This is a genomic window from Streptomyces sp. NPDC050842 (assembly GCF_044456565.1).
In the GTDB taxonomy this organism is placed as follows: Bacteria; Actinomycetota; Actinomycetes; order Streptomycetales; family Streptomycetaceae; genus Streptomyces.
The window spans coordinates 250840-272265 of the sequence record NZ_JBITGA010000001.1 but is presented as its reverse complement, the minus strand read 5'-3'; the positions used below and the strand labels follow the sequence as shown (position 1 = coordinate 272265).

At 73.4% G+C, this 21426-nt stretch carries 22 protein-coding genes and 2 pseudogenes; 10 read left to right on the top strand and 14 right to left on the bottom strand.

Features of this window, described 5'->3' with window-relative positions; all coding sequences use genetic code 11:
* Positions 1-103 precede the first annotated feature (103 nt).
* Together ACIBG6_RS01290 and ACIBG6_RS01285 are read left to right on the top strand one after the other, a co-directional pair.
* Positions 104-409 carry a hypothetical protein gene (locus ACIBG6_RS01290; protein ID WP_317593481.1) on the top strand — a complete coding sequence of 102 codons (306 nt, stop codon included), beginning with the start codon at positions 104-106 and terminating at the stop codon, positions 407-409.
* Positions 410-586: 177 nt separating this feature from the next.
* Positions 587-1219, top strand: coding sequence for an ATP-binding protein (locus tag ACIBG6_RS01285; RefSeq protein ID WP_399220396.1), 633 nt, complete (start codon positions 587-589; stop codon positions 1217-1219).
* A gap of 107 nt (positions 1220-1326) precedes the next feature.
* Here ACIBG6_RS01285 and ACIBG6_RS01280 read toward each other — a convergent pair whose 3' ends face one another.
* The 6 genes and pseudogenes from ACIBG6_RS01280 to ACIBG6_RS01255 form a co-directional block, all read right to left on the bottom strand.
* Positions 1327-2427: an ABC transporter permease gene (locus tag ACIBG6_RS01280; RefSeq protein WP_399221152.1), complete on the bottom strand. Its 1101-nt coding sequence runs from the start codon at positions 2425-2427 to the stop codon at positions 1327-1329.
* A gap of 201 nt (positions 2428-2628) precedes the next feature.
* Positions 2629-3057, bottom strand: coding sequence for an FtsX-like permease family protein (locus ACIBG6_RS01275; RefSeq protein ID WP_399221151.1), 429 nt, complete (start codon positions 3055-3057; stop codon positions 2629-2631).
* A gap of 114 nt (positions 3058-3171) precedes the next feature.
* Positions 3172-3542 (bottom strand): annotated as a pseudogene (locus ACIBG6_RS01270) (ATP-binding cassette domain-containing protein); the annotation flags it as partial.
* The gene (locus ACIBG6_RS01265) at positions 3539-3838 is read right to left on the bottom strand and encodes an SHOCT domain-containing protein (RefSeq protein WP_399220395.1); all 300 of its coding nucleotides are present in this window, start codon (positions 3836-3838) and stop codon (positions 3539-3541) included. The gene ACIBG6_RS01265 and the pseudogene ACIBG6_RS01270, both read right to left, overlap by 4 nt.
* A 190-nt stretch (positions 3839-4028) precedes the next feature.
* The gene (locus ACIBG6_RS01260) at positions 4029-4445 is read right to left on the bottom strand and encodes a hypothetical protein (protein ID WP_399220394.1); all 417 of its coding nucleotides are present in this window, start codon (positions 4443-4445) and stop codon (positions 4029-4031) included.
* Between the two features lie 82 nt (positions 4446-4527).
* Positions 4528-5943 (bottom strand): IS4 family transposase, encoded by a 1416-nt coding sequence (locus tag ACIBG6_RS01255; RefSeq protein ID WP_399220393.1) that lies wholly within the window; start codon positions 5941-5943, stop codon positions 4528-4530.
* A 106-nt stretch (positions 5944-6049) separates the two neighbouring features.
* Here ACIBG6_RS01255 and ACIBG6_RS01250 point away from each other — a divergent pair, with 106 nt between their 5' ends.
* Complete coding sequence (locus ACIBG6_RS01250; protein ID WP_399220392.1) at positions 6050-6634, top strand: TetR/AcrR family transcriptional regulator; 585 nt, start codon at positions 6050-6052, stop codon at positions 6632-6634.
* 30 nt (positions 6635-6664) lie between these two features.
* Positions 6665-7270 (top strand): DUF4865 family protein, encoded by a 606-nt coding sequence (locus tag ACIBG6_RS01245; RefSeq protein WP_399220390.1) that lies wholly within the window; start codon positions 6665-6667, stop codon positions 7268-7270.
* A gap of 7 nt (positions 7271-7277) precedes the next feature.
* On the opposite strand, the gene ACIBG6_RS01240 is transcribed toward ACIBG6_RS01245, so the two are convergent.
* Complete coding sequence (locus ACIBG6_RS01240) at positions 7278-8048, bottom strand: SAM-dependent methyltransferase (RefSeq protein WP_399220389.1); 771 nt, start codon at positions 8046-8048, stop codon at positions 7278-7280.
* Between the two features lie 186 nt (positions 8049-8234).
* On the opposite strand from ACIBG6_RS01240, the pseudogene ACIBG6_RS01235 reads away from it, so the two are divergent.
* Positions 8235-8513, top strand: a pseudogene (locus ACIBG6_RS01235) (5'-nucleotidase C-terminal domain-containing protein); the annotation flags it as partial.
* A gap of 24 nt (positions 8514-8537) precedes the next feature.
* Here ACIBG6_RS01235 and ACIBG6_RS01230 read toward each other — a convergent pair.
* Positions 8538-9764: an ROK family protein gene (locus ACIBG6_RS01230; RefSeq protein ID WP_399220388.1), complete on the bottom strand. Its 1227-nt coding sequence runs from the start codon at positions 9762-9764 to the stop codon at positions 8538-8540.
* A gap of 256 nt (positions 9765-10020) precedes the next feature.
* Positions 10021-10254: a hypothetical protein gene (locus ACIBG6_RS01225; protein WP_399220387.1), complete on the bottom strand. Its 234-nt coding sequence runs from the start codon at positions 10252-10254 to the stop codon at positions 10021-10023.
* Positions 10255-10658: 404 nt separating this feature from the next.
* On the opposite strand from ACIBG6_RS01225, the gene ACIBG6_RS01220 reads away from it, so the two are divergent.
* Positions 10659-11894, top strand: a complete 1236-nt coding sequence (locus ACIBG6_RS01220) for an MFS transporter (protein ID WP_399220385.1) — start codon at positions 10659-10661, stop codon at positions 11892-11894.
* A 60-nt stretch (positions 11895-11954) separates the two neighbouring features.
* Positions 11955-12710 carry a maleylpyruvate isomerase family mycothiol-dependent enzyme gene (locus ACIBG6_RS01215; protein ID WP_399221150.1) on the top strand — a complete coding sequence of 252 codons (756 nt, stop codon included), beginning with the start codon at positions 11955-11957 and terminating at the stop codon, positions 12708-12710.
* A 30-nt stretch (positions 12711-12740) separates the two neighbouring features.
* On the opposite strand, the gene ACIBG6_RS01210 is transcribed toward ACIBG6_RS01215, so the two are convergent.
* The gene (locus ACIBG6_RS01210) at positions 12741-13139 is read right to left on the bottom strand and encodes a MarR family transcriptional regulator (protein ID WP_317593492.1); all 399 of its coding nucleotides are present in this window, start codon (positions 13137-13139) and stop codon (positions 12741-12743) included.
* Between the two features lie 87 nt (positions 13140-13226).
* Between ACIBG6_RS01210 and ACIBG6_RS01205 the strand changes: the two genes are divergently transcribed.
* Positions 13227-14720, top strand: coding sequence for an MFS transporter (locus tag ACIBG6_RS01205; protein ID WP_399220384.1), 1494 nt, complete (start codon positions 13227-13229; stop codon positions 14718-14720).
* A 53-nt stretch (positions 14721-14773) separates the two neighbouring features.
* Here ACIBG6_RS01205 and ACIBG6_RS01200 read toward each other — a convergent pair whose 3' ends face one another.
* From ACIBG6_RS01200 to ACIBG6_RS01190, 3 genes are all read right to left on the bottom strand, one after another.
* Positions 14774-15439: a response regulator gene (locus ACIBG6_RS01200; protein ID WP_399220383.1), complete on the bottom strand. Its 666-nt coding sequence runs from the start codon at positions 15437-15439 to the stop codon at positions 14774-14776.
* On the bottom strand, positions 15436-16677 hold the full coding sequence (locus ACIBG6_RS01195) for a sensor histidine kinase (RefSeq protein ID WP_399220382.1): 1242 nt from the start codon (positions 16675-16677) through the stop codon (positions 15436-15438). The genes ACIBG6_RS01200 and ACIBG6_RS01195 overlap by 4 nt, the downstream gene beginning before the upstream one ends.
* 202 nt (positions 16678-16879) lie before the next feature.
* Positions 16880-17575, bottom strand: a complete 696-nt coding sequence (locus ACIBG6_RS01190; protein ID WP_399220381.1) for a TetR/AcrR family transcriptional regulator — start codon at positions 17573-17575, stop codon at positions 16880-16882.
* 138 nt (positions 17576-17713) lie between these two features.
* On the opposite strand from ACIBG6_RS01190, the gene ACIBG6_RS01185 reads away from it, so the two are divergent.
* Positions 17714-18193, top strand: coding sequence for a nitroreductase family deazaflavin-dependent oxidoreductase (locus ACIBG6_RS01185; RefSeq protein ID WP_399220380.1), 480 nt, complete (start codon positions 17714-17716; stop codon positions 18191-18193).
* A gap of 82 nt (positions 18194-18275) precedes the next feature.
* On the opposite strand, the gene ACIBG6_RS01180 is transcribed toward ACIBG6_RS01185, so the two are convergent.
* Positions 18276-19712, bottom strand: a complete 1437-nt coding sequence (locus tag ACIBG6_RS01180; protein WP_399221149.1) for a geranylgeranyl reductase family protein — start codon at positions 19710-19712, stop codon at positions 18276-18278.
* Between the two features lie 317 nt (positions 19713-20029).
* On the opposite strand from ACIBG6_RS01180, the gene ACIBG6_RS01175 reads away from it, so the two are divergent.
* Positions 20030-21394: a dipeptidase gene (locus ACIBG6_RS01175; protein ID WP_399220378.1), complete on the top strand. Its 1365-nt coding sequence runs from the start codon at positions 20030-20032 to the stop codon at positions 21392-21394.
* Positions 21395-21426 lie beyond the last annotated feature (32 nt).

Below are 21426 nucleotides of genomic sequence, written 5' to 3'. Positions count from 1 at the left end.
TCCCTTTGATGTCCCATAGGCTTCCCTTGTGGCGGGGCTACTGGTGCGGTCGCGGGCCGCCCGGCACACTGGTGGGGCAACCGGGTGAAAGGGGTGGACCGGCATGGCGGAACCCGAGTTCAGCGCGCGGGGGGTACGGATCGCACGCTGGCCGCGCGCCCTGACGCGCGCGGGAGAGGTACGGATCGAGGACGGCCGGCTCGCGCTGCTCACGAGCTACGGCAGCGAGATCGACAGCGCGCCGGTGACCGCCGTACGCGCCGGGCGGCCGTGGTTCGCCAAGGCCGACGAGGCGGTGGCGACGGTGAACGGGACCCGGTACCGGCTGACCCTGCACCACGGGGACGGCGACGGGACCAAGGAGTCGGGGAGCTTCCTCGCGGCGCTGAGGCGGGCTGCCGGGCGCTGACCTGCCACGGATCGCGGCGAGTTGCGGCCCGGTCACCACTGGTTCACGCTGGAACCACCTCACCGAGGGTTCACAGGTGGTGACGTTGTGCTTGGGTCGCCACCCCGCCGTACCGCTGTACCGCATGAGAGATCCGAATCTTCGTCTTCTTCCGGACTACTTCGGGGAGTCGCAGCCGTGATCAGCGAGCCGAGCAGGTATTACGCGGTGGAGCTCCACGCCCTGCCGTCGCGGATCGGACAGGTCCGCAGAATCGTTTCCGCGCATCTGCGCCACTGGCATCTCGACGCTTTGATCGACCATGCCGCGCTCGGTGTCACCGAGCTTCTGACCAATGTCCATCGACACGCGCAGCCGGACAAGCGCTGCACGGTCGAGATCGAGCTGCTGCTTGACCGGCTCACGGTCTCGGTCAGGGACCACGACCCCCGAATACCGAAGGCCGGAACCCTGCACGGCGCCGACATCGACGGTGATGTCGACGGCGTCGGCGACGGACTCGAGGCGCTAGAGGCGCTCGCCACGTGCGGTCGGGGCCTCGCCATCATCGGCGCGGTCAGCGAGAGTTGGGGCGTCCGCCCGTGCGGCGCCGACGGGAAGGTCGTGTGGTTCACGCTCGTGGCCCCGGCTCCCCCGGTCCCGGTCGAGGTGTGCCGGGTCGCCGTGCGGGACGTCCTGCCGGCGAGCTCCTTCCCGCGGTACGACCGGTTCCCCGGCGTCCCGCTCAGCATCCCCGCCGATCCGCTCTCCGGCGATCCGCTCACCGTCCCCGCCGCCGATCCGACGCGCGCGCCCGCGGTGGCCCTCTAGCGGGTGCCCCGCCGCGAGGCCGGACACGACCGAGGGCCGGGCCGCCGGAGTGGCCCGGCCCTCCGGAGCGGCCGGTCCCTCCGGAGTAGCCCGGCCCACCGGTGTCCTCACTCCGTGGCGATGGCCCTGAGGATCTCCAGGCGGCCCGCCCTGCGCGCCGGTCGCCAGGCCGCCGCGACCCCGGCGGCGACGCCGGCCAGGGCCACGGTCGCGAGCGGTACGAGCGGCACCGCGAAGGCGAGCGCGCTGTCGCCCGATCCCGCCGAGGAGCGGACGAGGACCCAGCCGAGGAAGGCACCGAGCGTGAGCCCGCCGAGCGTGCCGAAGGCGGCGACGAGGACGGACTCCCAGCGGACCATGGCCCGCAGCTGGGCGCGGGTCTGACCGACGGCCCGCAACAGGCCCAGCTCGCGGGTGCGTTCGTGGACGGCGAGGGTCAGCGTGTTCGCGATGCCGAGCAGCGCGATCAGGACCGCGAGCGCGAGGAGCGCGTAGACGAGGGTGAGCATCATGTCGATGCCGCCCGCCGAGGCCGCCGCGTACTCCTCCCGGGTCTGCACCTCCGGCTGGCCGTACCGGTCCGCGACCGCGGTCACGGCCGCCTTGCCGTCCGCGACGGACACGCCGTCCGCGAAGGCGACGGCGACGAACCGGTCGGCGTCCTGGGTGCGGTGCGGGGCCCAGGCCTCCCGGGTGACGAGGTAGTCGCCGGCGAGGTCGGCGCGCTCGTACACGGCCCGGACGATGAAGGACTGCCGGGTGCCGTCCGTGAACGTCAGCTCGGCGGTCCGCCCGGGCGCCAGGCCGGAGGCGGCGGCCTCGTCGGCGGCGACGGCGAGCCCGTCCGTACCGAGTCCGGCGAGGGAGCCCCGTACGTCCCCGAGGTCGAGGGTGCGGGCGAGCGCGGCCGGGTCGGTGACGGTCAGGGCGCGGCCCCGGCCGTCGACCTCCGCCACGCCTCGCCCCAGGCCGACAGCGGTGTCGACCTCGGGCAGCGCCGCGACCGCCGGGGCGAGCCGGGGGCTGAGCCCTCTGCCGCCCGCGCCGAACGAGGGTGCGCCGATGGCCACGTCGCCCGCGAAGGAGCGGTCCACGGTGCGGTCCATGGTCGCCTTGAGGGAGGCGCCGAAGACCGTGAAGAGGGTGACGACGGCGACGCCGATCATCAGGGCCGTGGCGGTCGCGGCCGTACGTCCGGGGCTGCGCAGCGCGTTGCGGCGGGCGAGGCCGCGGTTGGCGCCGCGCAGGGGCCGGCCGAGCGCCTACGGCGACCGAGGCGGCCACCGGGCCGAGCACCACGAAGGCGGCGACGGCGAGCCCCGCGCCGGTCGCGGCGAGCCACAGCGAGGACTCGCCCAGCACTCCGGCGAGGACCGTGGCGACGGCGGCGACCAGCAGGGCGCCGCCGGTCAGCGCGCGGGCGCGGGAGGTGCCCGATCCGTCGACGTCCGTCTCGCGGAGCGCGGCGAGCGGGGCCGTGCGTCCGGCCCGTACGGCGGGAAGGAGCGCCGAACCGGCGCAGACGGCGAGCCCGACGCCGAGTGGGAGGGCGAGGGAGCCGGCCGTGATGACGAGGCCGCCTTCGGGGAAGGGGAAGCCGATCGCCGGTAAGAGGGCCTGGAGGCGGCGGCCACGCCGATCCCGGCGAGGAGTCCGGCGGCGGAGGCGAGCAGTCCGACGGCGAGCGCCTCGGCGAGGGTGCCGGTGACGACCTGACGGCGGGCGGCGCCGACGGCGCGGAGCAGGGCGTTCTCGCGGGTCCGCTGGGCGACGAGGACGGCGAAGGTGTTGTGGATGGTGAAGACGGAGACGAGCACCGCGTCCCCGCTGAAGACCAGCAGGAAGGTGGTGAAGAGGTCGAGGAAGCGGCCGGAGACGGCTTCGGTGTCCTCCTCGGCCGCGCGCTGCCCGGTGATGGCCTCGACGCCCTCGGGCAGGGCGGGGGCGAGTGCGGCGAGGTCGAGCGGGAGGGTGATGTTCTCCGCGACGGTCAGGGTCGACAGCAGGTTGAAGCCCTGGAAGACGAAGCCGACGCGGTCGCGGCGCAGGAGCGTCAGGCGTCTGTCGTCGAGCGTGGAGAGGTCGGTGCCGCCGACGAAGGCGGCGCCGGAGGTGAGGGTGTCGAGCCCGGCGGCGCAGTGCAGGAGAGTGGACTTGCCCGAGCCCGAGGGGCCCATGACGGCCGTGAAGCGGCCGGCCGGGAAGTCGACGCTCACCCCGTCGAGGGCCCTGACCTCGGTGTCGCCGCGCCCGTAGACCTGACGGCGTCCAGGACCCGGGCGGCGTCGGCGTACGTGGCGGGGGTGCGGGTGGCGGTGGTCATGCCCGACGCCCCTTGGTGGTCGGGGCGCGGCCGAACTGCTCCTCCAGGACGGTGAGCCGCCGCCAGTACTCGTCCTCGTCGATCTCGCCGGCGGCGAAGCGGTGGCCGAGCAGGGCGATCGGCGAGTGCTCGTCCGGCCCGCCGTCGCGGTACGGGCGGCCGGCGCGTCCCGGGCGCCGGCCGGCGCGGCGGGCGACCGTGACGATCCCGGCGATGACGACGGCCCAGACCAGGGGGAAGAGGAGGATCCACGGGCCGGGGCCCGCGTGGGCGAGTGTGGTGGCGAGGGTGTTCATGAGGGTTCAGCTCCTCGGTGCGCTGAGGTGATGTGTCCGTGGTTCGAGACTCGCCCCGAGAGGGGGTCCGGGGCGTCGTACGGGCAGCGGCTTCGCGCGTACGACAGCGGGAGTACGGCGGGCTGGTCCGGGGGCCGTCGCGGGCCAATGCAGTTGCCTTAACGACCGTGCCGCTGACGTCGGCACCTAGCTAGGGCTTGTCTGCTGGGTCAGACGCGATCGCCCTGTCCCGAAATACTTGGAAGGCGTTCCAGCTGGCCGGAGCATCGTCCGTGAGCAGCTCGCCGGTCGAGCAGTCGAAGGCGCGGCAGTCGAGGGCTCGGGAGATGTGGAAGATCACAGGGAGCACGTCGTCTCCCCCGCCCCGGACATGGAGCATGACGGACTCGACAGGGTCGTGCTCACCGATGCCGAGTTCGATCACCCAGGTCGGACCGAGCAACTCGCCCCAGGCGGGATCGGTCAGGTCGACCTCGCCCACGGCTGACCTGAGTGCCTCGTGGACGCTGGACCGGCTTCCGATGGGAGGCGGCTCGTGATCAGCGGGAAGGTCGTCGATCGACGTGAGGTCCGCAGGTAGCGGCAGCAGAAGAATGTCCCAGCTCATGGCGCTCCCAACCCGAGATTCGCGAGAGACGCTATCTGCTGGCACTGACGCTCCCCCGCCCCCGGGGACAGCATGCAGATGGTTAGGGCGGCGGGGTTTGCCTTCCCTTGAGTGCCGGCCTTCCGGCCCGGCGGGTGCTCTTCGGTTTCGAGGTCGGGTTGTGGGCCCAGCGGCCGGGTTGCACGCTGCCGCGTCTGGCGCGGGTTCTCAGCACGGGCCAGCGGTTCGGCTTCTTGATCGCGCGTGGGCAGTCCCTACTGCGCCGGGCCGGGAGGAGGCGTGCGCGTGCCTCCCGCCTGGCCTCGGTGAAGGAGCGGGTGAGCTTGGCGGTGGTCCCTCCGAGCTGGGACGGGATGCTGCGGCGGATGATACGGACGCACTTCAGGTAGGAGACACGGTCGGCGTCCACGGCCGGGCGGGCGAGCGCCGCTGTGTGGGCGAACTGGCGGATTGCGTGGTGGACCGCGAGGTAGGCCCACAGTTCCTGCCGGACGCCCTCTGGTGTCCGCGACCTGATCGGCCCGCCGGGGCCGAGGTGGTTCTTGATCTCGTCGAAGGCGAGCTCGATCTCCCAGCGTTCCCGGTAGAGCGCAACCAGTTCGGCGGCCGGGTACTGCCCGGGGTCCAGCACCGTCGTGCCCAGGTAGGCGACTTTGCTGTCCTTCTCGAAGGCGATGACGCGGTAGATCGTGTGCTGCGGCAGAGTCCGGCCTTCCCTGGCGGCCCGGAGCCGGACCTCCTGGCCTGGTCGCGCCATCGACAGGTACGAGCCGTCCGGAAGCTCTTCCTGAGCTGTGCCGAGGTGATTGGACTGGAGTCTGACCAGCAGGTTCGCTCCGGTCGCAGTGAATCTGTGCGCGAACTCGACCGACCAGAAGCCGCGGTCGGCGATAACCAGGTCGCCAGGGCCGGTGGAGCCGGCCAGCGGGTAGGCGAGACTGCGTTCGCCGTCGCGGTAGCCGCCCAGGCGGGCATCAAGAACCCCGTGCGTCCCGATCTCGGCCAGCACCACCGCCCTGACCTGGGGGAACCCGAAGGGGACACCGCCGGTGGTGGAGGGGCCGTCGAAGGTGTCGCCGTTGCTCGTCGAATCCGGAAGATCGAACTGGGTGCCGTCCAGGGCGAGGAGCCGCAGGCCCCGCCACCACGCGCCGGGCGTGGCCGGGGTGGCGAGCGGGCCAGCGACCTGCCGGAACACGGTCTCCAGCACCTCTTCACCAAGCCGGGAACGCGCTCGGCACAACGAGGACCGGTTCACGCTCGCCAGGGTCCGGCTGCCCGGGATGCCGCTGGTCAGCACACGCAGCACCTCCTCGTACGACTCCCGGGCGAAGAGACACAGAGCAAGGACGAAGTACACGATCAGCCGCGCAGGCAGGAGGCGACGCCGCCGCTCGGCACGGTCGTGCTTGGCTATCGCCGCGTCGACCAACTCGGCGGTGAACACCTTCGTCAGGATCCCGATCCGAACCCGCTGCCCCGCACCCCACCCCGTCACACGAGGGGCAACGACCTCAGCAGCTCAAAAGCAACTGCATTGGCCTTCCCCCCCGGCGGCCCTCCGGCGGCCCTCCGCTGGGGCCTTCCGTTCTGTACCTACTGGTATGTACAGTGCGCTCATGAGCACTCCGAAGACCACCGCCGAGCGGCTCGTCGAAGCCACCCGCGAGCTGCTGTGGGAGCGCGGCTACGTGGGCACCAGCCCCAAGGCCGTCCAGCAGGCGGCGGGTGCGGGCCAGGGCAGCATGTACCACCACTTCGCCGGGAAGCCGGACCTGGCGCTCGCGGCGATCCGGCGCACCGCCGACGAGATGGGTGCGGCGGCCGAGGCCGTGCTGGGCGGCGAGGGATCGGCGTACGCGCGGATCGAGGCGTACCTGCTGCGCGAGCGCGAGGTCCTGCGCGGCTGCCCGGTGGGGCGGCTGACCATGGACCCGGAGGTGATCGCCCATCCGGAACTGCGCGCCCCCGTCGAGGAGGTGCTCGGCCGGCTGCGCGGCCGACTCGCCGAGGTGGTCCAGGAGGGTCTGGACAGCGGCGAGTTGAGGGAGTCCCTCATTCCCGAGGAGATCGCGGCGACGGTCGTGGCGACCGTGCAGGGCGGCTACGTACTGGCCCGCGCCACGGGCTCACGGGCGCCGTTCGACAGCGCCGTACGCGGACTGCTGACGCTTCTCGCCGCTGCCTGATCCCCGTCCGACGTCACCGGAGGCCGTTCCGTGCACGCCATGCAGTACGAGATCACTCTGCCCGCCGACTACGACATGGGGATCATCCGCGAGCGGGTCGCGACGAGGGGCCATCTGCTGGACACCTTCCCGGGGTTGGGGCTGAAGGCCTATCTGATCCGGGAGCGGGAGGCCGGATCGCCGGTCAACCAGTACGCGCCGTTCTATCTCTGGGCCACCCCCGCGGGCATGAACTCCTTCCTCTGGGGGCCGGGCTTCCAGGGCATCGTGAACGACTTCGGCCGGCCGGTGGTGCAGCACTGGACGGGTCTGTCGTACGAGGAGGGGCCGGCGGCCGCGTCGGCTCCCGGTACGGCGACGCGACGCAGGACCCCGCTCGGTGAGGCGGTGCCGCCGGGCGCGGCCGTGGCGGAGGCGGTGGACCGGCACGCGCGGGAGGCGCGACGGGACGGTGTGGTCGCCTCGGCCCTGGCCGTGGATCCGCGCCACTGGGAGCTGCTCACGTTCACGCTGTGGGCGGCCGATGGGCCGTTGGGCGATGGAGAAGCGCCCGCCGGTGAGGGCGAGCGCTTCCGGGTCCTGCATCTGTCGACCCCCGGTCGCGAAGCACTGGGGGCCGGACTGCGGCGATGGTGACGCGGCCTCAGGCCACGGCGACGAGGGTGAGGTACGCGATGCCGAGGGCCCGGCGGTAGCCGTTGAGCCAGCTCGACCGCTGGCGGTCGACGCGCTCGCGGGTCTCGGCGGCGAGCGGGTGGTCCGGGTGGGCGGCGAGCCAGACCTCGGTGTCGTACCGGTAGCCGGACTCGAACTCCTCCCATTCCTCGGCGCTCGCCGTCTCGATCCACGCGGGGCGGAAGCCCGCCTCGATCGCGAGGTCCACGAGGGCGCCGAGGGAGAGGTGTTCGCCGGTGTGCGCGCCGGGCCACATCCCGGCCAGCTCCTCCTGCGTCGGCGTGCGCTCCCAGAAGCCCTCGCCGAGCACGACGCGGCCGCCGGGGCGGACCAGTCGGCGCAGTTCGCGGAGGGCGACGGCGGGGTCGTGCGGCTGCTCGGGGTCGCAGAGCGCCTGGCTCGACCCGAGGCAGAGGATCGCGTCGACGGGGCCCCGGTCGGTGCCGAGCGCCGACTCCTCGACGAAGAGCACGCGGTCGGCGAGACCGCGCTCCTCGGCGAGCGCCCGGCCGCGGGCCAGGTCCTCGGCGTTGATGTCGATCCCGATCCCCTTGGCGCCCGGGGCGTCGTCCAGGGCGCGGAGGAGCAGCTCGCCCCAGCCGCAGCCGATGTCGAGGACATCCGCTGGCTGTTCGGCGGCGAGCCGTTCGATCATGCGGGTGGCGCGGGCCTCGGAGAGGGGCCCGTGGAAGGTGAGGCTGCCGAGGCGTGGGGGAAGACTGGAATCGGAAGTGATCATGAGGCGGAACGCTACGCCGTGCGCTCTCCTGCGCCCATCGGTTTTCGGCCGGCACGGCACTGGATACGACGGCGGTAGGTCATCCGCCCATCCGGCCGAATTGCTTGACCGTTTCTGTGGTGACATTCCGCGCCGCGCCGGTGTGGCAGGCGACGGGCCGGCGGGCACGCGAAGGAGCTCTCGTACGCGGTCGACATGAGCAGGACCGGCGCGGAGCGTCTCCTCGCGGACACGGTCCGGGTCGACGGACAACCGCTGGGGCGCGAGGCCACGTACAAAGTGGCCCTGAACGAGTTCCTCGCGAACGGGGAGAACGGCTTCACCGTCTTCGCGGAGGTCACCGCGCGCCAGGGCGGTGAGACGACCGACCTGGAGGCGCTGGTCGCCCATCTGGAGGCCACGACGTCCGCCACGGCGCCCGCTACTCCCCCGGCCCCGGGCCGCATCACGTTCGCGTCCCGCTGAGCGAGGACGGGTCCAGGGGGACGCTCAGGCGGGCTCCCGGCCGAGGGCGGCCAAGGGGTCGTCGAGCACCGGCTGCCAGGCCAGTTCGGCGGCCCCCACCAGGCTGTTGTGGTCCAGGGTGCAGGGCAGGATCGGGACACCACCGCTGCGGCCCCAGAGGCTGCGGTCGGCGACGACCGCGCGGAGGCGCTCGGGGTCGGCGTCGAGGAGCTCGCGGTGGAGTCCGCCGAGGATGATCCGGTCCGGGTTGAGGATGTTCACCAGTCCCGCGAGGCCGAGACCGAGGCGGTCGATCAGCTCCCCGACCGCCACCCGGACGCCCGGGTCGTCCCGGCTGGTCCGCAGCAGGTCACGGGACTGCTGAAGCAGGGAGACCTCGGGTCCGGGGTCCCGGCCGGCGACCGTGAGGAAGGCGAGCGGGTCGGTCTCGACGTCGAGGCAGCCGCGGCTGCCGCAGTGGCAGGGGCGCCCTTCCGGATTGACCGTCAGATGACCGACTTCCAGGGCGAGGCCCGCGCTGCCGGTGTGCAGGCGCCCGTCGAGGACGAGCGCGCCGCCGACGCCCCGGTGGCCGGTGGCGACGCAGAGGAGGTCGCGGGCGCCGCGCCCGGCGCCGTGGCGGTGCTCGGCGAGGGCGGCGAGGTTGACGTCGTTGCCGGTGAAGGCCGGGCCCTCGATCCCGGCGGCCCGTACCCGCTCGGCGAAGATCTCCCGGACCGGCGCACCGGCGGGCCAGGCGAGGTGGAGCGGGTTGAGCGCCGTGCCTTCGGGCTCGGCCACGGCGGAGGGCGCGGCGAGTCCGGCGCCGACGCAGCGGCGGCCGCTCTCCCGGAGCAGTGCGGCTCCCGCGTCGACGACGGCGCCGAGGACCTGGGCCGGGTCGGCGGAGACGGTGACGCAGCCGGGGGCCGTGGCGACGATGGTGCCGCCGAGGCCGACGAGCGCGGCCCGGAAGCCGTCCGCGTGGACCTGGGCGGCGAGGGCGACGGGGCCCTTCTCGTCGACGGCGAGCCGGTGGGAGGGACGCCCTTGGGAGCCGGCGGCGGCACCGGGGTTGGAGTCGACGCGGATGAGGCCGAGGGCCTCCAGCTCGGCGGCGACCGCACCGGCGGTGGCCCGGGTGACGCCGAGCTCGGCGGTGAGGACGGCCCGTGTCGGCGCCCTTCCGGTGTGCACCAGCTCCAGCGCGGGGCCGAGCGCGTTGCGCCCCCTGTCCAGCCGTGTCCGGATCGTCGTCGCCTTGCCGTTCATGGGGGCGAGTCTCCCATGATCGGGAGGTGGGGTGTTCCCTGGACGGGGTGCGGGGTACCCGCCGGCCGGGGGTGTGTGTCCGCTGGGCGGTCGGGCGGGCACCTCGTCGGTCCAGCCGGGGGGGCGCTCCGGGACCGGATGCGGGGCTGCATGACGTACGGAGGGGGCCGGCTCGGGATGCGGGGCTGCATGACGTACGGAGCGGGCCGGCTCGGGCGAGGGCTGCGTCCCCGCCCGAGCCAGGGGTGGTGTCAGGTCAGTGGGCGCCGAGGAAGGCGCCCTCCGGGCCCTTCTCCCAGCCCTTCTCCGAACACGAGCCGGTGAAGATCGTCCCGTACACGGACGGGACGCCCGTCGCCGCACAGTGCGAGGCGAAGCCCGCGCTACCGGCGGAGAAGTAACCCGCCCCGACTCCGTCGTTGGCGAGCGCGGCACCGGCGCCGCCCAGCAGGATGCCCACGGCCAGGACAGACGCGGCCAGAGAACGCATGACTACTCCTCGAGATCTCGGAATGACGTGCCAGAAGGTGCTCGTCTGCCGGTCAAACGCCTCCCGAAAAGGCGGGACACGGCGTCTCACTCCAATGCCGGGCAGTCGGATCCCGGGGTCACGCCGGCGCAGAAACGATGCTCTCCAGTGGCCCGTTGGGGAGCGCCCTCACTGCGATGAGCTGGCCTTTGTCACCCGATCAGCGTGCACGGCCGTGGGCATCACCGTTCGGCGCGGGGGGTGCGGCCTCGTCGGCGCCGCCTTCAGGGGACGGGTGGTCACGAGGTCGTCGGCGGGCTCGCAGCGTCGGCCGTCGGTCGGCGGCCGCCGATGATCAAGAGCCACCTTCGGATTCGCCCGCCGCTCGCTTGATTGCGGCCGGGGGATCCCCCTATCCTGAGTTTGTGCCGCTACTAAACAAAGTACGGACGGCCGCATCGGGGGGCTTCGGCGAAAACACCGCCACCCGCTCCCTGTCCCGCCTCCGCATCGCCCTGACCCTCTTCTTCGCCCTCGACGGATTCCTCTTCGCCGGCTGGGTGGTCCGCATCCCCGCCGTCAAGCAGCAGACCGGGGCCTCGGCCGGCGACCTCGGACTCGCCCTCCTCGGCGTCTCGGCTGGCGCCGTCGTGACCATGACGCTGACCGGGCGGCTCTGCCGCCGCTTCGGCAGCCACGCCGTCACCGTCGCCACCGCCGTCCTGCTCTCCCTCTCGGTCGCCCTCCCTGCGCTCACCCGGTCCCCACTGGCCCTCGGCCTCGTCCTGCTGGTCTTCGGCGCCGCGTACGGCGGGATCAACGTCGCCATGAACAGCGCCGCCGTGGACCTGGTGACCGCCCTGCGCCGCCCGGTGATGCCGAGCTTCCACGCCGCGTTCAGCCTCGGCGGCATGCTCGGCGCCGGCATCGGCGGGCTCCTCGCCGGAGGCCTGTCCCCCGCCGTCCACCTCCTCGGCCTGACGGTCGTCGGCCTGGCCATGACGGCCGCCGCCGGGCCCGTACTCCTGCGCCACACCGCTCCCGGCCGACCGGAATCCCTCCGGGGAGAGACGGGGACGTCGTCGAACGCCGGGAGACCGTCGCGGGCGGCCCGCCGTACGGTCCTCGTCTTCGGCGTGATCGCGCTCTGCACGGCGTACGGCGAAGGGGCACTGGCCGACTGGGGCGCGCTCCACCTCGAACAGGACCTGGGCGCCCACCCGGGCGTGGCCGCCGCCGGCTACTCCGTCTTCGCCCTGACCATGACCGCCGGCCGACTCTCCGGCACGCTCCTCCTGGAACGGCTCGGCCAGACCCGTACCCTCGTCGCGGGCGGGGCCACGGCCGCCGCCGGTATGCTCCTCGGCGCGCTCGCCCCGACCGTCTGGGCCACCCTCCTCGGCTTCGCGGTGACCGGCCTCGGCCTCGCCAACATCTTCCCCGTCGCCGTCGCCCGCGCGGGCGCGATCGCGGGCCCCGGCGGGGTGGCGACGGCCTCCACCCTCGGTTACGGGGGCATGCTGCTCGGCCCGCCGTCCATCGGGTTCCTCGCCGACTGGTTCTCCCTGCCGGTGGCGCTCACCACCGTCGCGCTCCTCGCCGCCGGTGCCGCGGCGATGGGCTACTGGGCGCGGAACGCGGGCGCCAGACCGGTGAGTTGATCACGCGCACGCACGCGGGCTGCGAGAATCCGCCCCATGGAAACGATCAACGGGGGCACGATGAAGGTCGCAGAGCACATCACGGCGCTGGAGACGGCCGGGCGGGCGCTCGCGGAGGCGGCGGCCGAGGCCGGGCCGGACGCGGAGGTCCCGACCTGCCCGGGGTGGCGGGTCCGGGACCTCCTGCGGCACACGACGATGGTGCACCGCTGGGCCACGGCCTTCGTGGTCGAGGGTCACACCACGTACCACCCGGACGGCGGCGAACCGGCCCTCGACGGCGACGAGTTGCTCGCCTGCTACCGGGAGGGCCACGCGGGTCTGGTCGCCGCCCTGCGCGCGGCGCCGGAGACGCTGGAGTGCTGGACCTTCCTCCCCGCTCCCTCGCCGCTCGCCTTCTGGGCGCGGCGGCAGGCACACGAGACGATCGTCCACCGCGCGGACGCCGAGTCGGCGCTCGCGACCGGGCCGGGGCCCGTCGACCCGGTGTCGGCCGCCGACGGGATCGACGAGCTGTTGCGCGGCTTCCACGGCCGCGAGAGCAGCCGGGTGCGTACGCCCGGGCCGCGGATCCTGCGGGTGCGGGCTACGGACACCGGCGACGTCTGGACCGTTCGCCTGTCGGCCACGGAACCGCCCCGGACGGAACGGGGCACCACCCAAGCCACGACGGCGGCGGACGTGGAGTTCAGCGGGACGGCCGGGCGGCTGTACCTGGCCCTGTGGAACCGATTGCCGGCCGACGCCGTGACCCTCACCGGGGACGACGAGCTCGCGCGGCTGTGGCGCGAGAACTCGGCGGTCACCTGGAACTGAGAACAGGGCCCCACCCGGGCCCGACGCGCTTCAGGAGCTGCGGTCCAGCATCCTGATCAGCACCTCGCGCTGGAGCGGCCGCACCTCGGCATGGCGCGCGAGGCCCTTCTCCGTGAGCTTCACCTGGACACCACGCCGGTCCTCGGCGCACATCCCCCGCAGGACCAGGCCGTCCTTCTCCAGGCGCGCGACCGTACGCGACAGCGCGCTCTGGCTGAGGTGGACCCGCCCGGCGAGCTCCTGGACCCGCCAGGAGCCCGGGCCGTCGTCGGCCGCGCCCTCGGCGAGGACGTCGAGGACCTCGAAGTCGCTGGCACCGAGCCCGTACGGATGGAGGGCCCGGTCGAGCTCACAGGTCGTACGGGCGTGCAGGGCGAGGACGTCACGCCACTCGTCCACGAGCGCGCGTTCGGACTGGTTCGCTGCCATGCCCGCACGGTAGCAGAAACGACCCATATTGTTGCACAGGAATTAAATGCGCTTGCATTCAATGCACGCGCATGTACCGTGCTGCGCATGACCTCTCCGCTCACCGCCACACCCAAGGCCGCCCCGCAGGAACGCTGGAGGCCGCGGCTCTGGGGCACCCTTCTCGTGCTCTGTGCCGCGATGTTCCTCGACGCCCTCGACGTCTCCATGGTCGGCGTCGCCCTGCCCTCGATCGCCACCGATCTCGGCCTCTCCACGGCCACGCTCCAGTGGATCGTCAGCGGCTACATCCTCGGATACGGCGGCCTGCTGCTCCTCGGCGGCCGCGCGGCCGACCTCCTCGGCCGCCGGCGCGTCTTCCTCATCGCCCTCGCCGTCTTCGCGCTCGCCTCGCTCCTCGGCGGACTCGTCGACTCCGGCCCGCTCCTGATCGCCAGCCGGTTCATCAAGGGCCTCAGCGCGGCCTTCACCGCCCCCGCCGGCCTGTCGATCATCACGACCACCTTCAAGGAAGGCCCGGAGCGCAACCGCGCGCTGTCGATCTACACCACCTGCGCCGCCACCGGCTTCTCCATGGGCCTGGTCCTGTCCGGCCTGCTCACCGAGCTCAGCTGGCGCTGGACCATGCTCCTGCCCGCCCCCGTCGCCCTGATCGCCCTCGTCTTCGCGCTCCGCCTCATCCCGCACAGCCCCCGCGAGGACTCCTCCGGCGGCTACGACCTGCCGGGCGCCGTCACCGGCACGGCCGCGATGCTGCTCCTCGTCTTCACCGTCGTCCAGGCCCCCGAGGTCGGCTGGACCTCCGCCCGGACCCTGCTGTCCTTCCTCGTGGCCGCCGCCCTCCTCGTCACCTTCGTCCTCGTGGAACGGCGGAGCGCGAGCCCGCTCGTGCGGCTCGGGGTGCTGCGCTCGGGCTCCCAGGTCCGCGCCCAGCTCGGCGCGGCGGCCTTCTTCGGCTCGTACGTGGCCTTCCAGTTCATCGTGACCCAGTACATGCAGTCCCTGCTCGGCTGGTCCGCGCTCCAGACGGCCCTGGCCTTCCTCCCGGCCGGCGTGCTCGTCGCGCTCTCCTCCACGAAGATCGGCGGAATCGTGGACCGCTTCGGCACGCCCCGGGTGATCGCCGTCGGCTTCACGCTGCTCGTCGTCGCGTACGCGCTGTTCCTGCGGATCTCGCTGACCCCGCAGTACGCGGCCGTGATCCTGCCCTCGATGCTGCTCCTCGGCGCCGCCTGCGCCCTGGTCTTCCCCTCGCTCAACATCCAGGCCACCAACGGCGTGGACGACCGCGAACAGGGCATGGTCTCCGGACTGCTCAACACCTCGATCCAGGTCGGCGGCGCGCTCTTCCTCGCCGTCATCACCGCCGTCATCACCGCGGACGGGGAGGCGTCGCCGTCTCCGCAGGCCGCCCTGGACAGCTTCCGCCCGGGCCTCGCCGTGGTCACGGTCATCGCCCTGGCCGGACTCCTGATCACCCTGCCGGGCCTCCGGAGGAAGCGGCGGAGCACCACCGAATCGGTCGTCGTCGCCCGCTCGGCGTCCACGGACTCCAAGGAGAAGGTCGCGGTACGCGACTGAGCGGGCCCGCCGGAGGCCGTCAGGAAAGCGGGGGGCGGCCTCCGGCCCTCCGCTCAGCCCAGCCAGCCCGGGCGCACGAGGCCCGACTCGTAGGCGAGGACCACGAGTTGGGCCCGGTCCCGGGCGCCCAGCTTCACCATCGCACGGCTCACATGGGTCTTCGCGGTGAGCGGGCTGACGACCAGCCGGCGGGCGATCTCCTCGTTCGAGAGGCCGATCCCCACGAGCGCCATCACCTCCCGCTCCCGTTCGGTCAGCGCGCCGAGCTCGGCCGTGGCCGCGGGCGCCTTGGAGCGGGCCGCGAACTCCTCGATCAGCCGCCGCGTCACCCCCGGGGAGAGCAGCGCGTCCCCGTGGACCACCGCCCGCACCGCCCGTAGCAGCTCCTCCGGTTCGGTGTCCTTCACGAGGAAGCCGGAGGCACCGGCGCGGAGCGCCTCGAAGACGTACTCGTCGAGTTCGAAGGTGGTCAGCATCACGACCCGGACCTCGGCGAGGTCCGGGTCGTCCGTGATGCGCCGGGTGGCGTCGAGCCCGTCGATCCCCGGCATCCGGATGTCCATGAGGACGACGTCGGGGCGCAGCGACCGCACCCGCTCCACGGCCTCGCCGCCGTCCGAGGCCTCCCCCGCCACCTCGATGTCCGCCTGGGCGTCGAGCAAGGCCCGGAACCCCGCACGGACCAACGCCTGGTCGTCGGCGAGCAACACACGGATCACGGGGTCTCCTCGGAGCTGAGCGGACTGGCCGGACCGAGCGGGAGGACGGCGTGCACGCGGAAGCCGCCGTCCGGCCGGACGGCCGCCTCGATCGTGCCACCGAGCGCGGCGGCCCGCTCCCGCATTCCGGCAAGTCCGTTGCCGCTGCCGCCCGCCTCGGTGCCGGTGGCCGGGCCGTCGTCGTCGACGCGCAGGTCGAGACGGGCGGGGCCGTGCGCGATCTCCACCCGGGCGGTGCGGGAACCGGAGTGCCGGACCACGTTGGTGAGCGCCTCCTGCACGATCCGGAAGGCGGCCAGGTCGGCGCCGGGAGGCAGGGCCGCGGCGGGCGGGCCGCTCGCCGTGACGGTGACGGTGAGACCGGCGGCGGCGGCCTGCTCGACGAGTTCGGGGAGGCGGCCGAGGCCGGGGGCCGGGGCGCGCGGGGCGTCGCCGGGGGCACGGAGGGTGTCGAGGACCTGCCGCACCTCGCCGAGCGCCTCCTTGCTGGCGGCCTTGATGGTGGTCAGGGCGGTGCGGGCCTGCTCGGGGTCGGCGTCGAGCAGGGCGAGACCGACCCCCGCCTGCACGTTGATCACGGAGATCGAGTGGGCGAGCACGTCGTGGAGTTCGCGGGCGATACGGAGCCGCTCCTCGTCGGCGCGGCGCCGCTCCGCGGCGGCACGCTCGGCCCGCTGCTGCGCCCACTGCTCGCGCCGCACCCGTACGAGCTCGGAGGCGGCGAGCACGGCGACGGCGAAGGCGCCCGCGGGCAGCTCCTGCCCCCAGGGCGCGGGGCCGTCGCCGGCCGGGGGCAGCCACCGGTACAGCCAGTGCGAGAGCAGCAGATGGCCCAGCCACAGCAGGCCCAGGGCGCACCCGGCGGCGGTCCGGTGGCCCTGGACGACGGCGGCGAAGCAGGCCACGGCGATCAGGACGAAGACCGGGCCGTACGGGTAACCGGCCGCCAGGTAGCCGAGGGTGACGGCCGCGACGCCGAACACCACGGGAACGGGCCACCGGTGACGGAGCACCAGCGGCGCCGTGCCGAGGAGCAGCAGGGCCCGCCCGAGGGCGTCGAGGGTCTCCCGGTCGGGCTGGTTCCGCGCGGCGAAGCCGGTCCCCGCCATGACGAACACGGCGATCACCAGCGTGGACCGCCACGGCAGTCCGGCCGGGCCCCGCTCGCCGGCCCACCATCCCCACGGCGCCCGGCCAGCTCCTCCGACACCGCGCCCGGCGGTCCGCTCCTCGTCCATACCCGCCACGCTAGCCGCGCCCGCCGCACGAGGACGTCAGCCGGGCGGATTGGCCGCCCGTACTCCCGCCGGAGTACGCGGGTGGGTAGGGGGCGGGGTACGGGGGCGGGGTACGGGGGCTGGGTTCGGGGGCGGGGTGCGAGTGCGGCGCGTACGGGAGCGGCGTACGGAGCGGGTCCGGGCGGGGTCGAAACGGGGCCGCTCAGGCGCGGGGAAGGAGGCCCACGTCCTGGCCCAGGCGGCGGGCGGCGGTCGTGAAGAAGGCGTCGCGGTCCTCGACGAGGCGGTGGAACTGGCCGAAGACCTCGAAGGAGACCAGACCGAAGAGCTGCGACCAGGCCGCCACCAGGGCGACGACGAGCGCCGGGGGCAGGTCCGGGGCCATGTCGGCGGCGATGCGGACGGCTTCGGGACGGACGGCGTCCGGCAGCGGAGGGAGCGCTACGCCCTCGCCCTCGTGGGCCTCGCGGGCGATGCCCACGAGCACGAGACCGACGCGGGCGGCGGGGGCGTTGGTGTCCTGGGGTGCGGTGTAGCCGGGGACGGGCGAACCATAGATCAGGGCGTACTCGTGCGGGTGCGCGACGGCCCAGGCGCGGACGGCCCGGCACACGGCGGTCCAGCGGACGAGCGGGCGCTGCCCGACGGTCTCTCCGGCGGCGGCTTCGGCGGCGGCTCCGACGGCGTCGTAGGCGTCGACGATGAGGGCGGTCAGCAGATCGTCGCGGCTGGGGAAGTACCGGTAGAGCGCGGAGGACACCATGCCCAGCTCACGGGCGACGGCGCGCAACGACAGTTTGGCGGCGCCCTCGGCGGCGAGCTGGGTACGGGCCTCGGCCTTGATGGCCGCGGTGATCTCGACACGTGCGCGGGCGCGGGCTCCTCTAACGGTTGTCATGGTGAGCAGTGTGCCATTCGCAGAGCACCGACCCGAAACGAGAGCACTGCTCTTGCGCGAGAGCGCCGCTCCGTGCAGACTGGAGGCAAGCGAGAGCAGTGCTCACGCTTCACTCTTACCGTTCCGCAGGAGGAACCCATGTCCGCTCAGCCCGCCGCCCACGTCATGAAGCCCGGCTGGTTCACGGTCAACGTCCTCAACCGCGCCGTCTCCTGGATGACCCGTCGGGGCATCAGCGTCTGGGGCTCCCGGGTCCTCGCGGTCCGTGGCCGCAAGAGCGGCGAATGGCGCCGCACCCCCGTCAACCTCCTGACGGTGGACGGCGCCCAGTACCTGGTGGCCCCGCGCGGCCACGTCCAGTGGACCCACAACATGCGGGCCGCCGGCGGCGGACAGCTGCTCCTCGGCAAGCACGCGGAGGGGTTCACCGCCGTGGAGCTGGCCGACGACGACAAGCCCGCGCTCCTGCGCGCCTACCTCAAGCGCTGGAAGGCCGAGGTCGGCGTCTTCTTCGGCGGGGTCGGCCCCGACTCCTCCGACGAGGAACTCCGTGCCATCGCGCCGAAGCACCCCGTCTTCCGCATCACGACGACGGGCCCCGCCGCCCCGGCCGTGTGAACCGGCCGGGGCAGCGGAGCCCGTACGCGTCGACGGCACCGGTGATGCCGATGCCGCCGATGATCGTGCTGGTGGCGATCCGTCAGATCTGCTCCGCGGTCTCCGAAGCCTCCGAGGTCGCATGGCCGTCCGCCGTCGGCTCCGGCACCGATCCCGACACCGACTCCGACTCCGCCCCCGACTCGATCCCCGTCTCCGCCTCGGACTCGGAGGCGGACTCGGACTCTGCCTCGGACTCCGCGCGCTCGCGCGCGGTGACGCCCCGGCCGGCGGGGCCGACGCCGGAGGAGGTGTCCATCCGCTTGTCCAGGATGTCCAGCGCCCGCCGGGCCAGGCCGTTCGAGCGGACCATGCCGCCGAGGGTGGCGGAGCCCCGGGTGATGTCGGCGAACGCGTTCCACGCGGGGCGGAACCCCGTGATCGTGGCGTGCAGGAGCCCCGGGCGCCGCTCGAAGAGCGCGAGCATCCGCCGCCCGACCGCCATCTCCACACCGAGACCGGCCTTGATGGCGAACGCGTAGTTCAGGGCCTGCCGCCGGGCGTCGACCGCGTCGTTCGCCTCCGCGACCCGTACCGCCCACTCCCCCGCGAGCCGTCCCGAGCGGAGCGCGTACGAGATGCCCTCGCGCGTCCACGGCTCCAGGAGCCCGGCCGCGTCGCCACAGACGAGGACCCGGCCGCGGGAGAGCGGCGAGTCGTCGGCGCGGCAGCGCGTCAGGTGCCCCGAGGAGATCGTGGGCTCGAAGCCGGCGAGGCCCAGGCGGGCGACGAAGTCCTCCATGTACCGCTTGGTGGCGGCGCCCTCGCCGCGCGCCGAGATGACGCCGACGGTCAGCGTGTCACCCTTGGGGAAGACCCACCCGTAACTGCCCGGCATCGGACCCCAGTCGATGAGGACGCGGCCCTTCCAGTCCTCGGCCACGGACGGCGGCACCGGGATCTCCGCCTCCAGACCCAGGTCGACCTGACCGAGCTTCACCCCGACATGCGCTCCTATGCGGCTGGCGCTGCCGTCGGCACCGACGACCGCGCGCGCGAGGACGGTCTCGCCGTCGGCCAGGACGACGGCGACGGTCCGCCGGTCCGGCACGGCGGGGCCGTGCTGCTCCACCCGGCTCACCGTGGCGCCGGTGCGCAGCTCCGCGCCCGCCTTCTGCGCGTGCTCGACGAGCTGCGCGTCGAACTCCGGGCGGTTGATGAGCCCGAAGAGCATCCGGCGCGAGCGACGGGTGCGGGCGAAGCGGCCGTCGAGGGAGAAGGTGACGGCGTTCACCCGGTCCTGGAGGGGCAGTTCGAAACCGGGCGGGAGGGAGTCCCGGGAGGGGCCGATGATGCCGCCGCCACAGGTCTTGTACCGGGGCAGCTCCGACTTCTCCAGGAGCAGGACCCGGCGGCCCGCGACCGCCGCCGCGTAGGCCGCGGAGGCGCCGGCCGGGCCCGCGCCGACCACGACCACGTCCCAGACCTCCGCCTCCTCGTGCGCGCCGGTGCCGGCGGCAGCGTCGGCGGCCGTGGCCAGGACGTCGGGCGTGGGGGTGCCGAGGGGGGCGGCGGTATCGGCGGCGGTGGCGATGTCGTCGGCGGCAGCGTCGGCGGCGTCGACAAACTCGGCGGCGTCGTCAGCGTTGGCGGCGTTCTCGGGACCGGCGTTCTCTGCGTGCTCGCTGCTCACGATGTGCTTCTGCTCCTGATCCGACCGGTGGTCTGCTCTCGACGCATCCTACGGCTCGGTAGCCGAAGCCCCGCGCCGTAGGATCTACGGTGCGTTCGCCGTACCACGACATACGACGAACGCCCTCCCTACGTCGTAACGTCGCACCCACCAGGAGCGTGCCCATGACCGCGAATCCGATCGCCGAGACCGTCCGGTCCCTGATGCCCCGGGCGAAGGCCGAGCTCGCGGAGCTCGTGGCCTTCGAGTCGGTGGCGGACGAGGCCGTGGCGCCGCGCAGCGAGTGCGAGGCGGCGGCGAACTGGGTCGCGGACGCGCTGCGCGCCGAGGACTTCCAGGACGTGGCGCTGCTCGACACTCCTGACGGTTCGCAGGCGGTGTACGGCATCCTGCCGGGTCCGGCCGGGGCGCCGACCGTCCTTCTCTACGCGCACTACGACGTGCAGCCGAAGCTGGACGAGTCCGCCTGGCTCACCCCGCCGTTCGAGCTGACCGAGCGGAACGGCCGCTGGTACGGACGCGGCACGGCCGACTGCAAGGGCGGCTTCATCCTGCACCTGCTCGCGCTGCGCGCCCTCAAGGCGAACGGCGGCGTCCCGGTGACGGTCAAGGTGATCGTGGAGGGGTCGGAGGAGCAGGGCACCGGCGGTCTGGAGCGGTACGCGGAGGAGCACCCCGAGGTGCTGACCGCCGACACGATCGTCATCGGCGACGCGGGCAACTTCCGCGTGGGCCTGCCGACGGTGACCGCGACGCTGCGCGGCATGACGATGATCCGGGTGCAGATCGACACCCTGGAGGGCAATCTGCACTCCGGTCAGTTCGGCGGCGCCGCGCCGGACGCGCTGGCCGCGCTGATCCGCGTCCTCGACTCGCTGCGCGGCCCCGACGGCTCCACCGTCATCGACGGCCTGCCGGGCGACAAGGCGTGGGAGGGCCTCCAGTACCCGGAGGACGACTTCCGCAAGGACGCCAAGGTCCTCACGGGCGTGGCCCTCCCGGGCGCCGGCACCGTCGCGGACCGGATCTGGGCGCGCCCTGCCGTGACCGTCATCGGCATCGACTGCCACCCGGTGGCCGGGGCGACCCCGTCGATCCCCGCGTCGGCCCGCGCCCAGATCAGCCTGCGGGTGCCGCCCGGTCAGGACGCGGTCGAGGCGACGAAGCTGCTCTTCGCGCACATCGAGAAGCACACGCCGTGGAACGCCCGGGTGTCCCTGGAGCAGGTCGGCCAGGGCCAGGCCTTCCAGGCCGACACGGCGAGCCCGGCGTACGCGTCGATGGCCGAGGCGATGAGGATCGCGTACCCCGGTCAGGAGATGCAGGCGGCGGGCATGGGCGGCTCGATCCCTCTGTGCAACACGCTGGCCTCGCTGTACCCGGACGCGGAGATCCTGCTGATCGGTCTGAGCGAGCCGGAGGCGCAGATCCACGCGCCCAACGAGTCGGTCTCGCCGGAGGAGCTGGAGCGGCTGTCGGTGGCCGAGGCGCACTTCCTCGTCAACTACGCCCGCTCGAAGCAGGTCTGAATTCCGCGCTCGGCGAAGCTCGCCGAGAGCGT

Bases quoted from the DNA above. Each gene is read 5' to 3' on its own strand.
- ACIBG6_RS01225 (WP_399220387.1), bottom strand. From the start codon at position 10,254: ATGCGTTCTCTGGCCGCGTCTGTCCTGGCCGTGGGCATCCTGCTGGGC.
- ACIBG6_RS01215 (WP_399221150.1), top strand. From the start codon at position 11,955: ATGAAGGTCGCAGAGCACATCACGGCGCTGGAGACGGCCGGGCGGGCG.
- ACIBG6_RS01250 (WP_399220392.1), top strand. From the start codon at position 6,050: ATGTACAGTGCGCTCATGAGCACTCCGAAGACCACCGCCGAGCGGCTC.
- ACIBG6_RS01195 (WP_399220382.1), bottom strand. From the start codon at position 16,677: ATGGACGAGGAGCGGACCGCCGGGCGCGGTGTCGGAGGAGCTGGCCGG.
- ACIBG6_RS01240 (WP_399220389.1), bottom strand. From the start codon at position 8,048: ATGATCACTTCCGATTCCAGTCTTCCCCCACGCCTCGGCAGCCTCACC.
- ACIBG6_RS01265 (WP_399220395.1), bottom strand. From the start codon at position 3,838: ATGAACACCCTCGCCACCACACTCGCCCACGCGGGCCCCGGCCCGTGG.
- ACIBG6_RS01190 (WP_399220381.1), bottom strand. From the start codon at position 17,575: ATGACAACCGTTAGAGGAGCCCGCGCCCGCGCACGTGTCGAGATCACC.
- ACIBG6_RS01185 (WP_399220380.1), top strand. From the start codon at position 17,714: ATGTCCGCTCAGCCCGCCGCCCACGTCATGAAGCCCGGCTGGTTCACG.
- ACIBG6_RS01230 (WP_399220388.1), bottom strand. From the start codon at position 9,764: ATGAACGGCAAGGCGACGACGATCCGGACACGGCTGGACAGGGGGCGC.
- ACIBG6_RS01205 (WP_399220384.1), top strand. From the start codon at position 13,227: ATGACCTCTCCGCTCACCGCCACACCCAAGGCCGCCCCGCAGGAACGC.
- ACIBG6_RS01175 (WP_399220378.1), top strand. From the start codon at position 20,030: ATGACCGCGAATCCGATCGCCGAGACCGTCCGGTCCCTGATGCCCCGG.
- ACIBG6_RS01260 (WP_399220394.1), bottom strand. From the start codon at position 4,445: ATGAGCTGGGACATTCTTCTGCTGCCGCTACCTGCGGACCTCACGTCG.
- ACIBG6_RS01290 (WP_317593481.1), top strand. From the start codon at position 104: ATGGCGGAACCCGAGTTCAGCGCGCGGGGGGTACGGATCGCACGCTGG.
- ACIBG6_RS01210 (WP_317593492.1), bottom strand. From the start codon at position 13,139: ATGGCAGCGAACCAGTCCGAACGCGCGCTCGTGGACGAGTGGCGTGAC.